General features: G+C 71.6%; 18 protein-coding genes. 9 read left to right on the forward strand and 9 right to left on the reverse strand.

Features of this window, described 5'->3' with window-relative positions:
• The first annotated feature begins 15 nt into the window (after positions 1-15).
• Together ABZU25_RS12315 and ABZU25_RS12320 are read left to right on the forward strand one after the other, a co-directional pair.
• Positions 16-864, forward strand: coding sequence for an MBL fold metallo-hydrolase (locus tag ABZU25_RS12315; RefSeq protein WP_355029399.1), 849 nt, complete (start codon positions 16-18; stop codon positions 862-864).
• Positions 861-1,316: a MarR family winged helix-turn-helix transcriptional regulator gene (locus ABZU25_RS12320; protein ID WP_355029400.1), complete on the forward strand. Its 456-nt coding sequence runs from the start codon at positions 861-863 to the stop codon at positions 1,314-1,316. Before ABZU25_RS12315 ends, ABZU25_RS12320 begins: the two co-directional genes overlap by 4 nt.
• Positions 1,317-1,431: 115 nt before the next feature.
• On the opposite strand, the gene ABZU25_RS12325 is transcribed toward ABZU25_RS12320, so the two are convergent.
• Positions 1,432-1,623: a DUF397 domain-containing protein gene (locus tag ABZU25_RS12325; protein ID WP_355029401.1), complete on the reverse strand. Its 192-nt coding sequence runs from the start codon at positions 1,621-1,623 to the stop codon at positions 1,432-1,434.
• 104 nt (positions 1,624-1,727) lie between these two features.
• Entirely contained in the window at positions 1,728-2,102 is a 375-nt protein-coding gene (locus ABZU25_RS12330) for a LysR substrate-binding domain-containing protein (protein ID WP_355029444.1), read from the reverse strand.
• A gap of 180 nt (positions 2,103-2,282) precedes the next feature.
• Between ABZU25_RS12330 and ABZU25_RS12335 the strand changes: the two genes are divergently transcribed.
• Entirely contained in the window at positions 2,283-2,909 is a 627-nt protein-coding gene (locus ABZU25_RS12335) for a LysE family translocator (RefSeq protein WP_355029402.1), read from the forward strand.
• 288 nt (positions 2,910-3,197) lie between these two features.
• On the opposite strand, the gene ligD is transcribed toward ABZU25_RS12335, so the two are convergent.
• Entirely contained in the window at positions 3,198-4,235 is a 1,038-nt protein-coding gene (gene ligD / locus ABZU25_RS12340; protein WP_355029403.1) for a non-homologous end-joining DNA ligase, read from the reverse strand.
• 47 nt (positions 4,236-4,282) lie between these two features.
• Here ligD and msrB point away from each other — a divergent pair, with 47 nt between their 5' ends.
• On the forward strand, positions 4,283-4,687 hold the full coding sequence (gene msrB / locus ABZU25_RS12345; RefSeq protein ID WP_355029404.1) for a peptide-methionine (R)-S-oxide reductase MsrB: 405 nt from the start codon (positions 4,283-4,285) through the stop codon (positions 4,685-4,687).
• A 31-nt stretch (positions 4,688-4,718) separates the two neighbouring features.
• On the opposite strand, the gene ABZU25_RS12350 is transcribed toward msrB, so the two are convergent.
• The 3 genes from ABZU25_RS12350 to ABZU25_RS12360 all read right to left on the reverse strand — a co-directional run bounded on the left by ABZU25_RS12350 (position 4,719) and on the right by ABZU25_RS12360 (position 6,530).
• Positions 4,719-5,336, reverse strand: coding sequence for a DUF305 domain-containing protein (locus ABZU25_RS12350; protein ID WP_355029405.1), 618 nt, complete (start codon positions 5,334-5,336; stop codon positions 4,719-4,721).
• A 64-nt stretch (positions 5,337-5,400) separates the two neighbouring features.
• Positions 5,401-6,144 carry a lytic polysaccharide monooxygenase gene (locus tag ABZU25_RS12355; protein WP_355029406.1) on the reverse strand — a complete coding sequence of 248 codons (744 nt, stop codon included), beginning with the start codon at positions 6,142-6,144 and terminating at the stop codon, positions 5,401-5,403.
• Between the two features lie 110 nt (positions 6,145-6,254).
• Positions 6,255-6,530: an isoamylase early set domain-containing protein gene (locus ABZU25_RS12360; protein WP_355029445.1), complete on the reverse strand. Its 276-nt coding sequence runs from the start codon at positions 6,528-6,530 to the stop codon at positions 6,255-6,257.
• A 154-nt stretch (positions 6,531-6,684) separates the two neighbouring features.
• Between ABZU25_RS12360 and ABZU25_RS12365 the strand changes: the two genes are divergently transcribed.
• The 4 genes from ABZU25_RS12365 (at position 6,685) to ABZU25_RS12380 (ending at position 9,914) form a co-directional block, all read left to right on the forward strand.
• Positions 6,685-6,945 carry a Prokaryotic metallothionein gene (locus tag ABZU25_RS12365; protein ID WP_203152424.1) on the forward strand — a complete coding sequence of 87 codons (261 nt, stop codon included), beginning with the start codon at positions 6,685-6,687 and terminating at the stop codon, positions 6,943-6,945.
• 276 nt (positions 6,946-7,221) lie between these two features.
• Positions 7,222-8,163: a DMT family transporter gene (locus tag ABZU25_RS12370; RefSeq protein ID WP_355029407.1), complete on the forward strand. Its 942-nt coding sequence runs from the start codon at positions 7,222-7,224 to the stop codon at positions 8,161-8,163.
• Between the two features lie 19 nt (positions 8,164-8,182).
• Positions 8,183-8,638, forward strand: a complete 456-nt coding sequence (locus ABZU25_RS12375) for a GNAT family N-acetyltransferase (RefSeq protein WP_355029408.1) — start codon at positions 8,183-8,185, stop codon at positions 8,636-8,638.
• Between the two features lie 118 nt (positions 8,639-8,756).
• Entirely contained in the window at positions 8,757-9,914 is a 1,158-nt protein-coding gene (locus ABZU25_RS12380; protein WP_355029409.1) for a lytic polysaccharide monooxygenase, read from the forward strand.
• Positions 9,915-10,001: 87 nt separating this feature from the next.
• Here ABZU25_RS12380 and hemQ read toward each other — a convergent pair whose 3' ends face one another.
• The 3 genes from hemQ to hemE are packed head-to-tail and all read right to left on the reverse strand — an operon-like array spanning position 10,002 to position 13,220.
• Positions 10,002-10,703 (reverse strand): hydrogen peroxide-dependent heme synthase, encoded by a 702-nt coding sequence (gene hemQ / locus ABZU25_RS12385; RefSeq protein ID WP_355029410.1) that lies wholly within the window; start codon positions 10,701-10,703, stop codon positions 10,002-10,004.
• Complete coding sequence (gene hemG, locus ABZU25_RS12390; RefSeq protein ID WP_355029411.1) at positions 10,700-12,109, reverse strand: protoporphyrinogen oxidase; 1,410 nt, start codon at positions 12,107-12,109, stop codon at positions 10,700-10,702. The genes hemQ and hemG overlap by 4 nt, the downstream gene beginning before the upstream one ends.
• Before the next feature lie 7 nt (positions 12,110-12,116).
• A complete protein-coding gene (gene hemE / locus ABZU25_RS12395; protein ID WP_355029412.1) occupies positions 12,117-13,220 on the reverse strand; it encodes a uroporphyrinogen decarboxylase in 1,104 nt (367 codons plus the stop codon).
• 136 nt (positions 13,221-13,356) lie between these two features.
• On the opposite strand from hemE, the gene ABZU25_RS12400 reads away from it, so the two are divergent.
• Positions 13,357-13,929: a DUF3000 domain-containing protein gene (locus ABZU25_RS12400; protein ID WP_355029413.1), complete on the forward strand. Its 573-nt coding sequence runs from the start codon at positions 13,357-13,359 to the stop codon at positions 13,927-13,929.
• Positions 13,930-13,933 lie beyond the last annotated feature (4 nt).

The following is a 13,933-nucleotide window of genomic DNA, read 5'->3' on the forward strand; positions in this document are numbered from 1 at the left end:
TCGTACGATCGCGTCATGAGTGCGCTTCCTGCCCCCGCCCCGTGGACCGACGCCCTTCCCGAGGCGACGCCACCGGCCGGCATGGCGATCTACCAGCTCCCCACGGGCACCTACGAGACGCGAGCGGCATTTGCCGTTCGCGGTGGCTCGTTCCGGGACAAGCGGCAGTTCGCGGCCACCGCCATCCTCGTGGCGCACCCGAACGGTGACTTCCTCCTCGACGCCGGCTTCGGGGCCGACGTCGCCGCACATGTCGCCATGCAGCCGCGGTTCGCCCGCGCCCCTCTCCAGGCAACTCGGACAGTGAGTCAGCAGCTCGACGACAGCGGTTACGACCGCACCAGGCTCAGCGGAGTTTTCCTGACGCACTCGCACTGGGACCACGCGAGCGGCCTGGACTCGCTCGACCTCCCGATCTGGATGAACAGGGGTGAGCTGGAGTACGCCGGCAGCGACGGTGACGGCAAGGTCTTCCGCGCCGTCTCCCCCGGCCACGAGATCCACGAATACGTCTTCGACGGCCCCGCGTATCTCGGCTTTTCCACGAGCTTCGACGTCCACGGCGACGGGTCGCTGGTGCTGGCGCTGGCCGGCGGCCACACGACGGGGTCCGTGGTCGCGTTCGTGACCCTTCCATCGGGACAGCGCTACGCGTTCATCGGTGACCTGACCTGGCAGCTCGATGGAATCCACCGGAGAGTCGAACGACCCTGGCTGCTGCGCGCCCTCGCCGACAGCGACCCCGCGCAGGTGCGACAGGGCATCCTGCGGTCGGCCGCACTGACCGAACTGATGCAGGTGGTCCCCGCACACGACCTCCGCGCCTACGAGGGCATTCCGCTCCTCCCGGAGACAGCGCGATGACCGAGGGTCCGGCGCCGTCGCTCGACTCCGAGATCACCTGGCTGCTGCACCGCGCCGCCCAACGAATGCACGTGGTGACGGGTGAACAAGCCGAGAGGCATGGCCTCCAGTTGCGTGACTACATCGTGTTGAGTGCGCTCGACAAGACCCCCGGGCTGACCCAGGTCGAGCTGGCCAGAGCGCTCGGTCTCGACAAGACCACCCTCATGACCCAGCTGGATCGCCTCGAACAGGGCAATCTCGTCGTACGCCACTCCGACCCCCAGGACCGCCGCAGGCGCATTCCGGAGATCACACCCGCCGGCGACAACGTCCGGGCGGAGGTGGCCCGCGCCAGCGAGGAGGCGGAGCGGAACACCATGGCCGGCTTCGGTCCGGACCAGGTCGCCCTGCTCCGCCACATGCTGTTCGCGATCATCGGCACCAGCACCGATCCGGGCTCCTGCCTCTGACGCTGCCGTTCACGAGGAACCCCGGCAGGCCATTCTGTGCTCGGCAGGCGCGGAAACCCCGGACCTGCCATGAGGGAAGAGCCGGGAGGTCGTCGTTCTGTGGAGACTCAGCGGGCTAGTTGGCTGCTTTGGCGTAGGAGACGAACGCGCCCCACGTCGTCGGAGGGAAGGTCAACGCTGGCCCCTCCTTGTCCTTACTGTCCCGGACAGCGATGACACCCGGGAGGTTGTCGGCAACCTCCACACAGTTGCCCTGCGCTCCGCTCCGGGTGCTCTTGCGCCAGGCCGCGCCGGTCAGATCAATCATGGTGCCTCTCCTTGATTCCCTGCATCAGCTTCCGCGATTCCTCAACGCTCAACGCTTGAGCGGTAAGCTCGGCAGACCTCTCCCCGCTCCGGCCAGGGCGGCGCCTACTTCGGGGTGGTCAGGGCCAGGACGTCGCAAAGGTATCGGTGAAGTGCCCGGGCTGCCGGCGACCGGTCGGCGCGCCTGGTGGTGGCGTATATCTGCCTCGTCAGGCCAGTCGGCCTGGCGATCGGCAGGTAGCTCACGCCGGGCTGCGCGACGGCTGCGAGCTGCGGCACGAGCCCTACCCCAAAACCGGCGCCGACCATCGCCAGGACCATCGGGTAACTGTGCACCCGGATATCGACGCGGGGGTCGAAACCGGCTGCTCGGCAGGCCATCTCGGTGGCGGCCTGGAAACCGGTGCTGGTGAGCGCGGCGACCCAGGGAGTCGTGGCGAAGTCGGCGAGGTCGAAGGCCCCGGTCTCGGCGGCTGCCAGGCTTCGGGCACGGCCAGCAACATCGGCTAACCGGCACGTTCGGCGGCGGCAGCAATGGTGCCGGTGACCGCCACGTCACGTAACAGGCTCAGCCGCCGATAATCGAGCATCGGAAAAGCTCATGCTCAGCGCTCGCCATACGGTATGGATCTATTGCTGGACTCCCGGCATGCTGAGACGATGCCGCTCGATCCGCATCTGCTTGCCGCCTTCACCGCCGTCACGGTCATTGCCATGATCGCGCCTGGCCCAGACATGCTGTTCGTGCTCAGCTGCGGGATGCGCGGTGGGCCGCGGGCCGGACTGCTGGCCACCGCGGGGCTGGCCACCAGCGAGGCGATCCACGTGCTGGTTGCGGCGGCCGGTTTGACCGCCCTGTTCACCGCGGTGCCGCAAGCGTTCACATTGCTGCGTATCGCCGGTGCGGTGTACCTGACGTACCTCGGCATCCAGATGATTCGGCAGCGCGGTGACATGATCGCCGGGACGGAGGCAGCCGGAGTGTCCGGTCGGCGCGCCTACCTCAGCGGTTTCCTGACCAACCTCTCCAACCCGAAGATGATCGCGTTCTCGGTGGCCTTTCTGCCGCAGTTCGTCGATCCAGCACTCGGTTCCGTCTGGGTCCAGTTCGCCGTTCTCGGGCTGATCCTGATCGCGCTGGAGTTCGTGGTAGACGGCGCGGTCGGAGTGTTCGCCGGTCGGATCGGAACGTGGCTGCGGCATCGCCGCACGCTGAGCCGCCGCATCGACACAGCCACCGGCGGCGTTCTCATCGCCATCGGCCTACATCTGGCCGCCGAACGGTAGGAACGCCATTGACCGTCTTGGCACCCGGATCTGCCGCTGTCCGCTCGCGATGCGGGCGTGTCCGTAGCGCTCGGTAAACGCCACCCCGCTCTCTCGAAGCCGTCGATGCTGCCCGTGCGCCGCGCGGCGGAGCCAACGCTACCGGCCCGCCCACCAGGGGTCGTGACGACGATGGCGGGTGCTGCATCGGATGGAACCCGCCACGCCGCGCGCGAACCACAGGTTCGCCAGGTGATTCCGCCTCGGGACGGCGACGTGTTGGTCCGGGCCGCCCGGCACCCGGCGCGCTCAGGCGCTCTCGCCCTCCGGGGCACGCTTGGCGCGGCTCGGCTGGACCCGCTTGGGTTCGCCGGGCATCTTCGGGTGGTCCGGCGGGTACGGCAGGTCGCCCTGGCCTGCGGCGGCGTCCCGGTCGGCCCACTCCAACAGCGGCGTGATGTCCCACGGGGCGTCGTCGATGCCGGCGTGCGGATCGCCGCGCTCGGCGAGCCGGACCGGGACGGTACGCAGGTCGAAGTCGTCCGGGTCGACGTCGGGCAGCTCGTCCCAGGTGACCGGGGTCGAGACGGTGGCCCGCGCGTTGGCCCGCAGCGAGTACGCGCAGGCGATCGTCCGGTCTCGGGCCATCTGGTTGAAGTCGACGAAGACCCGGCTGCCGCGCTCCTCCTTCCACCAGGCGGTGGTGACCAGGTCGGGGTGGCGACGCTCCACCTCGCGGGCGAGCGCGATGGTGGCCCGGCGCACCTCGGTGAACGTCCAACGGGGCTGGATGCGCAGGTAGACGTGCACACCCCGGCCACCGGAGGTCTTCGGCCAACCGGTCACGCCCAGCTCGTCGAGGAGCGCGCGGACCTCCGCGGCGGCCCGCGCCGCGTCGGCGAAGTCGGTGCCGGGCTGCGGATCCAGGTCGATGCGCAGCTCGTCGGGTCGGTCGACGGCGGCGGCGCGCACCGGCCACGGGTGGAAGACGATGGTGCCCATCTGCGCCGCCCAGGCCACGTGCGCCAGATCGGCCGGGCACAGCTCCGCCGCGCTGCGACCGCTGGGGAAGGTGATCTGCGCGGTGGTCACCCACGGCGGGACCCCTCGGGTGGGCACCCGCTTCTGGAAGAACGCCTCGCCCTCGACGCCCTCGGGGAAGCGTTGCAGCGTGGTGGGCCGCTCCCGCAGGGCGCGCATGATCCCGTCGCCGACCGCGACGTAGTAGTGGAAGACGTCCGCCTTGGTGAAGCCCCGCTGGGGGAAGATCACCCGGTCGGGACTGCTCAGCCGTACGGTGTGTCCGGCCACCTCGACCTCGGTGACCGCTGCCTTGGTGCCCGCCATCTCGCGACCTTATGCCACGCCCCCGACGTTCGACGTACCGTTGACGGGTGAGTCTTGACGACAACGAGCTGCCCCGCACCGACGACGAGTGGCGGGTCCGGTTGACCCCCGAGGAATTTCACGTCCTGCGGGAGGCCGGCACCGAACGCCCGTGGGTCGGCGAGTACGTGGACACGAAGACCCAGGGGGTCTACCACTGCCGCGCCTGCGGGCTGGAACTCTTCTCCAGCGACACGAAGTTCGATTCGCACTGCGGGTGGCCGAGCTTCGACGACGCCATCCCGGGCCGGGTAAAGGAGATCAACGACCGCAGTCTGGGCATGGCGCGCACCGAGATCCGCTGCGCCCGCTGCGACAGTCACCTCGGGCACGTCTTCCACGGCGAGGGCTTCACCCCGAAGGACACCCGACACTGCGTCAACTCGATCTCGGTCCGGCTGGAACCCCGCTGACCTGAGCTGTCCGGGCGCGGCGGACGCGCGCTCACGGCGTACCCCTGAGCAGCTCGACCTCGGCGGTCCGGGACTGCTCGATCCGCCGGGCCAGGTCGCGGATCTGCTCGTTCCGGCCCACGCCGACCTGGGCTCGGGCCAGGTCGGCCGCCGCGCGTTGGTGGTCGGCGAGCACCTCGCGCAGTGCTCGGTCGACGTCCGCGTCGGGCGCGGTCCGCAGTCGGTCGAGCGCGGCGTCGTCGCCGTGCCCTTCGTGCTGGTGATTGCCCGCGCTGGCACCCGGCCCGGCCGTGGGTAACCAGCCGCGCATCGCGGACAGCTCGTCGGCCTCGGTCGCCTCGATGGCGGCGGCCAGGGTACGCAGCGCGTCGTCGCGCACCCGGTCCCGGGCCAGCGCGACGATCTGCAGGGTGCGTTCGCTGTGCCCGACCATCGTGCTCAGGAAGACCACGTCGATCCCGCTCATCGCGTCCCCGGCGACCGCGGACCCCGCTCCCCCGGATCCGACGCCCCCGGGCGACGCCGTGCCGACCGGGGACGCGGGGGCCGGTTGCGGCACGACCGACGGGCTCGACGTGGGCGACCCGCCGCAGGCGCCGGTGAGCAGCAGTGCGGCGACAAGGGACACCAGACGGGTACGACAGGGCATGCCTGGTGCTCCGTTCACGCGGGGGACGGCGACACGGGTGCGGCCGGTGGCCGCACCCGTGGGGTCAGACCTGTAGCCAGAGCGCCGGTACGTTCGGCGGCTCCCAGCCGGGGATCGCCGTGTGCGCCTGCCGGCAGCGGTACGTCCGTCCGCCATAGGTGACCTGGTCACCGACCTGGTACGCCCGGCCCGTCGTCCAGCTGCCGCCCGGGGCGGGCGTCGTGGTCGGCGTGGCGGTCGGGGTGGGTCGTGGGGTGGGTGAGGCGCTCGGCGTGGGAGTGGGGGCCGGCCCGCCACCGCCGCCGATCTGCACGTCGATGCAGGAGTAGAAGGCGTTCGCGGTGTCGGAGATGTTCCACACCGCGAGGACCTTCTGCCGTCCGGAGAAGCCGCCCAGGTTGACTGTGTGCGAGACCGTCGCGCCCGGCTGCTGGCCGTTGCCGTTGACCACGCCGACCCGGGTGTTGCCGATCCAGTATTCCCAGTTGCTGGTGGCGTGGCGGGCGGTGTTCACCCAGGTGAAGGTCAGCGAGCTGCCGACCGAGGTGGCCGGCCAGCCCCGGCTGTCGTCGTTGAGGACGGCGAACTGGGCGATGCCGGCGTTGCAGCTGCGCAGGCCCTTGGGCCCCTCGACGCTCTGCGGCTCGTACTTGATCTGCCCGCAGTCGGGCACCCGGCCCTGCGCGCAGAGCGCCTGCCGGCTGGGCGGGGCGGAGACGTAGCCGTGCGCCTGCGCGGGAGCGGCGACGGTGAGGGTGGCGGCGACGGCACCGGCCGCCACCAGCGGGATGGTGATTCTTCGACGCATCGGGGCGGCTCCTTCTCCAGGGTCCGGTAGGTGCCCCTCAACATAATTTAAACATTGTTAACAGTAAAGACTCCCATCAATAAATCCATCGATGGTGACGAGTTTTCCGGTCAGAGGCGAAGCAGGCTGCCCCGGTCGTCGACCCGGTCGGCCGACTCGTCGTCCAACCAGACGCCGCCGGCGGCGAGATAACGGAAGACGTACTCCCCCGGCGGAAGCTTCACGGTGACCGTGCGCATGCCGTCGCGGCGGATCACCAACTCGTGTCGACCCGGCTGCCAGTCGTTGAAGGAGCCGACGACGCTCACCGGGCCGGGCGGGGAATCCCGGGGCAGGCAGAAGGTCACCCGGGTCTGGTTGCCGAAGAGCTTGTTGCGCTTGATCACTGTGACCCTCCGGGGGTTGCGGCGGTTCACCTGGCACAACGGACAACACGCCAGCGCCGACACGCCGCCCAGATCGCTGGAGAGCGGCATTTCCGTCCGCGAGCATCCGAGTCTGCGGCATTCTGGGCTAAATGTCGGAATGAGGAGGTTGGCCATGGCCACGTGCGAGGTCTGCGGCAACGACTACTGGATGGCGTTCGAGGTGCACACCGTCAGCGGCGACGTGCACACCTTCGACTCGTTCGAGTGCGCGATCCACCGGATGGCGCCCATCTGCGAGCACTGCCAAGTCAAGATCGTCGGGCATGGCGTCGAGGTCAACGGCCGCTTCTTCTGCTGCGCACACTGCGCCCGCGCGGTCGAGGGCGCCGAGGGCGCCGAGATCCGCGACGCCGTCGGCGCCCGCCCGGCCTGACCGCCCGCCCGGCCCGACCGCCGGCCCGGCCCGACCGCACGCCCGGCCCGACCGCACGCCCTGGTCGACGCCGGCCGGCTGAAAGGCCGCGCCCGATCCCACGATCCTGCGGTACGGTCGTCGCCATGCGGCCACTGCTGGGCGTTCTTTCCCCGCCGCGCTCCTGAACGGAGCGCCGCGCTGTCCCCGACCGGGTGAGCTACCCGGCTCGGCCCCCTGCCGTACGCGCTCCGTCGACGTCGTCCCCGTCAACGGCTCACCCTTCGGAGCGCCTCCGTGTCCCTCTCCCGTACCGTGCCGCCGGCCGCCCCGGCCACGGCCGCCAGTCCGGCCCGCACCGGCCTGATCCAGATCACCGTCACCGGCGTGCTGTGGGGCACCACCGGCGTGGCGGTGCAACTCCTGCGCGACGGCACCGGGCTCAGCCCGGTGAGCATCGGTTTCCATCGCCTCGCGATCGCCGCGCTCGTGCTGCTGGCGTGCACCGCCGGTCGGCTCGGCACACTCCGGTCCGCCCTGCGCGCGGCACCCGTACCGCTGCTGCTCACCGGCCTCGGCCTCGGCCTCTACCAGGCGCTCTACTTCGCCGCGGTGGCGTGGGCCGGCGTCAGCGTCGCCACCGTTGTCAGCCTGGGTCTGGCCCCGGTGCTCGCCGCGACCTGGGAGTCGGTGCGCGCCCGACGGCTCCCCGGCCCGCTGCGACTGGGCACGCTGGTCGCGGCAGTGGTCGGTCTCGCCCTGATCACCGGCGCCACGGCCGATCCGAGCGTGGCGGCGCCCGCGCCACTGTTCGGCCTGCTCGCCGCGACCGGCTCCGGCCTCGGGTACGCGGTGACCACCCTGATCAGCCGGAACGTCTCGCAGCACACCGCGCCGATGACGCTGACCACCATCTCCACAGTGGTCGGTGCGCTGACCCTCGCGCCCTTCGCCCTGGTCGCCGGGGTCGGCGTGCCGGTACGCCTGGACACCGTGGCACTGCTGCTGCACCTCGGCGTGGTCACCACCGCGCTGGCGTACGCGTTGTTCTACGCCGGGCTGCGCACCACCCCGGGCAGCGTCGCCGCCGTGCTGACCCTGCTGGAACCGCTCACCGCCGCGGCGCTGGCGGTGACACTGCTGCACGAGCCGCTCCCGCTGCCGGTCATCGTCGGCGGCGTCCTGCTGCTCACCGCCGTGGCCGCCACCTACCTGGCACCGCCACCAGGCACCCCCTGAGGCGGCCTACCATCGGTGGGTGCCCCAGCAGACCACCGAAATCCGGACGGCGTCCTTCGCCGACCTGAACGCCCGCACCTTCCACGACCTGCTCAAGCTGCGCATCGACGTGTTCGTTGTGGAACAGCACTGCCCCTACCCGGAACTCGACGGGCGCGACGTCGAGCCGGGCACCCGGCACCTCTGGCTGACCGACGGCGGTGCGCCGCTGGCGTACCTGCGGATCCTGGCCGACCCGGACGGCACCGCCCGGATCGGTCGGGTGGTGGTGGCCCCGGCGGCGCGCGGCGGCGGACACGCCGGCCGGTTGATGAGCGCGGCGCTGGAGGTGGTGGGCAACCGGCCCTGCGTGCTGGATGCCCAGTCGCACCTGGTGGCGTTCTACACCCGGCACGGCTTCGCGGTCAGCGGCCCGGAGTACGTCGAGGACGGCATCCCACACACCCCGATGCGACGCGCTGTCATTGACGGCTGACGATCGAGCTGGCATGGTTCCGGGTAGAGCCGTCGCGGGAGCCAGCGATTAGGCGCGGGAGTGGGCAACTCCCGTCGATCCGGGTGTCGTCGTCCGACCTCATCCCCCCGGGGGCTCCATGTCCACTTCCACCCGATCACGACGCGTGCTCTGGTTGTTCGCCATCGCGGCGACCAGCACGCTCCTGTTGACGACCGCACTGAACACCATGCAGGCCCAGCCTGCCTCCGCGCACGGGTCGGTCGTCGACCCGCCCTCGCGCAACTACAGCTGTTGGCAACGTTGGGGTGGCGACTTCCAGAACCCTCGGATGGCCACCGAAGACCCGATGTGCTGGCAGGCCTGGCAGGCCGACCCGGCCGCCATGTGGAACTGGAACGGCCTGTTCCGCGAGGGCGTGGGCGGTAACCACCAGGCCGCCGTCCCCAACGGCCAACTGTGCAGCGGCGGGCGTACCCAGAGCCCGCGCTACAACTCGTTGGACACCATTGGCGCGTGGAAGACCACAGCGGTGTCGAACAACTTCCGGCTGCGCTTCTTCGACCAGGCCAGTCACGGCGCCGACTACATCCGGGTGTACGTGACCAAGCAGGGCTTCAACGCGCTCACCGAGCCGCTCGGCTGGGACGACCTGGAGTTGGCCGGTCAGATCGGCAACACTCCGGCCTCCCAGTGGAACCCGGACACCGGTGGCGTCTCCATCCAGATCCCGGTCAACGCGTCCGGGCGCACCGGGCGGCACATCGTCTACACCGTCTGGCAGGCCAGCCACCTGGACCAGTCGTACTACCTGTGCAGCGACGTCACCTTCGGGGGCACGAGCACCCCGCCGCCGACGACGCCGCCGCCGACGACCCCGCCGCCCACCACGCCTCCGCCCACCACGCCTCCGCCCACCACGCCTCCGCCCACCACGCCTCCGCCCACCACGCCTCCGCCCACCACCCCGCCGCCGAGCACCCCGCCGCCGGCTGGGGCCTGCACGGCGACGTACCAGGTCACCGGCCAGTGGTCCGGCGGCTTCCAGGCCGAGGTGAAGGTGACAGCGGGCGGCTCGCCCACCCGAGGCTGGTCGGTGAGCTGGAACTACAACAACGGCCAGCAGGTCACCTCGTCGTGGAACGCGACGGTCAGCACCAACGGCTCGCTGGTCACCGCACGCAACGCCAACCACAACGGCACCCTCGCCGCCGGCGCGAGCACCTCGTTCGGTTTCCTCGGCTCGTGGAACGGCAGCAACCCGGTTCCGCTGGTCTCCTGCACGACGACCAGTTGACCTCCGACCGGTGCCGCACCCGGGCGGGGGTGCGGCACCGGCCGGCGGTGAGTCCGGGGTGCGCCCGCGCGAACCGCGTGGCCCAGCTCAGACCAGGCAGTTGACGATCTCGGCCACCGAACGCCGGCGACCGGTGTAGAACGGGACCTCGTCGCGGACGTGCCGGCGGGCGCTGGACGCGCGCAGGTCCCGCATCAGGTCGACGATCCGGTGCAGTTCGTCGGCCTCGAAGGCGAGCATCCACTCGTAGTCACCCAACGCGAACGAGGCCACCGTGTTGGCGCGTACGTCCGGGTAGCCGCGGGCCATCTTGCCGTGCTCGGCCAGCATCTCGCGCCGCTCGGCGTCGGGCAGCAGGTACCACTCGTAGGAGCGGACGAACGGGTACACGCAGATGTAGGGGCGGGCCTCCTCGCCGGCCAGGAACGCCGGGATGTGGCTCTTGTTGAACTCCGCCGGCCGGTGCAGCGCCATCTGCGACCAGACCGGGGTCAGCGACCGCCCCAGCGTGGTGCGACGGAACCGCAGGTACGCGTCCTGGAGCGCGTCACTGGACGCGGAGTGCCACCAGATCATCACGTCCGCGTCGGCGCGCAGACCGGCGACGTCGTACACGCCGCGGACCACCACGTCCTTGCCGGCCAGCTCGTCGAAGAGAGCCACGACCTCGCCGGTGACGTTGTCCCGCAGCGACGGCAGCGGGGCGCTGGCCCGGAACACCGACCACATGGTGTAGCGGACGCTGTCGTTCAGCTCCCGCAACCGGGCCGCGTTGGTCTGCTCGGTCATCTCGCCGATCCTCCCAGTGCTGTAATGATCTCGTCGGCCGCCGTCTCGCCGGAGCGGACGCAGACCGGGATGCCGACGCCGTCGTAGCCGGCGCCGGCGAGAACCACTGTGGGGTACGCGGACCGCAACGCCGCCCGTGCGGCGGCGACCCGGTCGGCGTGCCCCGGGGCGTACTGCGGCAGCGCACCGCCCCACCGCTGCACGTGCCCGTCGACCGGGGCGGGCAACGGGGTGCCGAGCACCGCCGACAACTCTCGGTGCACTGTGGTCGCCAGGTCCGCGTCGGGGCGCTGGAGATGCGCCTCCTCGCCGTACCGGCCCACCGACGCGCGCACCAACGCCAGGCCGTCCGGCCGGCGCAGGTGCCCCCACTTGGTGGTGAAGAAGGTCGCGGCCTTGATCAGCAGTCCTTCGGTGCTGGGCACCAAGAAACCGGACAACTCGGGCAGTTGCGGTTGCGGCAGCGCCAGGGTGATCAACGCGACGCTCGCGTAGTCCAGCTCGCCGACACCCGCCGCGACCGCCGGGGCGGGGCCCGTGAGCAGCCGGGCCGCCGGTCGCGCCGGCACCGCCAGCACCACGGCGTCCACGTCGACCATCGACGGATCGCGGGTCGGGCCGACAGTGAGCCGCCAACCCGTTCCGGTCGGGGTCAGCTCGCGGACGGCGGCGTCTCGCCGTATCGTCGCGCCGCTGGCCGTCACGGCGGCCTCGACCAGGGTGCCCAGCCCACCGACCAGGGTGCCGAAGACCGGGGCGCCGGGCGCGCGCGGCGCGGCGGCCTGCGCGGCCCGGACCGCGCCGGTCAGGGTGTGCTCCACCCGGGCCGTGCGGGCCAGCGCCGGCATCGTCGTGACCAGGGAGAGATCGTCGGCGCGGCCCGCGTACACGCCGCCCAGCATCGGGTCGACCAGCCGCTCGACCACCTCGTCACCGAAGCGGGACCGGACCAGCGCACCCACCGAGACGTCCGCGTCCGGCCCCACCAGCGGCCGCCCGTCGTCGGTGTCGGCGTCCGCCGCCGGGCGGGCGACCGCTGTCACCCGGTCCAGATCCCCCGGTACGCCCACCAGGGTGCCGCCCGGGATGGGGCGCAGCCCACCGTCGATGACCAGCGCGGCCTGCCCCACCGTCGGGTGCACGATCCGGTCGGCCAACCCGAGCCGCCGGATCAGGGCCACCGCCCCGGACTCCGCCCCGGTCGGGTCACGCAGCAGGAACGACTCGGCCCCGAACTCCACCGGCTGGCCGGCCAACTCCCCGGTACGCAGCTTGCCGCCCAGTGCGCCGGACTGCTCGTACACAGTGATCTCGGTGCCGGCCGGTGCGTTGTCGCGCAGGCGGACCGCGGCGGCCAGCCCGGCGATCCCGCCGCCGACCACCGCCACCCGCCAGGGCTGCCGCATCACCTTCTCAGCTCTGGTCGGCCCGGCGGCTGGAAAGCTCGTGCACCAGCGCGACCACCCGGGTCAACACCTCCGGGTCGGTCTCCGGCGGCACGCCGTGGCCGAGGTTGAACACGTGCCCGGGGGCCGCCCTGCCCTGCTCCAGGATGCGGCGCACCTCGGCCTCCACCACCGGCCACGGCGCGAACAGCACGGACGGGTCCAGGTTGCCCTGCACCGCCTTGTCCGGGCCGATCCGTTGAGTGGCCACGTCCAGCGGGGTACGCCAGTCGACGCCGACCACGTCCGCGCCGGCCTCGCCCATCGCGCCGAGCAGCTCGGTGGTGCCCACCCCGAAGTGGATCCGCGGCACCCCGGGGCGGTCGTCGGCCAGCCCGCTCAGCACGGCGGTGGAGTGCGGCAGCACGTAGCGGCGGTAGTCAGCCTCGGACAGCGTGCCCGCCCACGAGTCGAACAGCTGCACGGCGGACACGCCAGCCTCGATCTGCACCCGCAGGAAGGCCAGCGTCACCTCGGCCAGCCGGCCGCAGAGCGCGTGCCACAGCTCCGGGTCGCCGTACATCAGGGCCTTGGTCTTGACGTGGGTCCGCGACGGCCCACCCTCGACCAGGTAGCTGGCCAGGGTGAACGGCGCGCCGGCGAAACCGATCAGCGGGGTGTCGCCCAGCTCGACCACCAACTGCCGGACGGCCTCGTCCACGTACGGGACGTCGTCGCGGGTGATCGGGCGGATCCGCTCGACGTCGGCGAGGGTGCGGATCGGCTCGGCGACCACCGGGCCGGTGCCCGGCACGATGTCCAGATCGACGCCGGCCGCCGCGACCGGCACCACGATGTCACTGAACAGGATCGCCGCGTCCACTCCGTGCCGGCGCACCGGCTGGAGCGTGATCTCGGTGACCAGCTCCGGGCGACGGCAGGACTCCAGCATCGGCACGGTGGCCCGGATCTCCCGGTATTCCGGCAGCGAGCGGCCGGCCTGGCGCATGAACCAGACCGGGGTGTGCGGCACGGGCCTTCGTCGGCAGGCCCTGACGAAGGGCGAGTCGGCCGGTCCGCCGGGGCGGGGTTCTCCGTCTCGGGCGACAGTGCCCGTGGTGTCCGTGGTCATCGCCGCAATCGTGCCACGCCCACCACCCCCACCCCACCTGGGGTGAAAGGAAGAGCGACTTCTGTAGGCCCCCGGTGGCGCACGGGTGTCGGCGCGCCGTCGAAGCCGGGGGCCGACGGCGGCATAGGCTGCCGACATGGCCCCCCCGATCGCGCTCCCGGAGACGTTCGCCCGCGCGGTCGCCGGGCTGCGATCGGCGACCCCCCGGCCGGAGATCACGCTGGAGGAGGTCGGCGCTCCCCAGCGGTTGGCCCCGTACGCGTTCGCGCTCTCCGCCACAGTGCTGCGCGACGGCGACGAGGTGGCGACCGGCCGGTTGATCCTGCTGCACGACCCGGTCGGCCACGAGGCGTGGCAGGGCACCCTGCGGTTGGTCACCTACGTGACAGCGGAGTTGGAGGTCGACCTGGCCGCCGACCCGCTGCTGCCCGCGGTTGGCTGGACGTGGCTGACCGACGCGTTGGACGCCCAGGATGCCGGTCACCGGGCGATCGGCGGCACGGTGACGCAGACCATGTCGACCCGGTTCGGCGACCTCGCCGGCCCACCGACCGTCGGCGACATCGAGATCCGCGCCTCCTGGACACCTGTCGACGACGAGCTGACCCCGCACCTGCTCGGCTGGTGCGCGCTGCTCGCCTCCACGGCCGGCCTGCCACCACCGGGGGTCACCGCCCTGTCCGATCGCCGGGCGGCCGGCGCGGCCTGACCGC

It is taken from the genome of Micromonospora sp. NPDC005215, from assembly GCF_040607915.1.
Taxonomy (GTDB): domain Bacteria; phylum Actinomycetota; class Actinomycetes; order Mycobacteriales; family Micromonosporaceae; genus Micromonospora.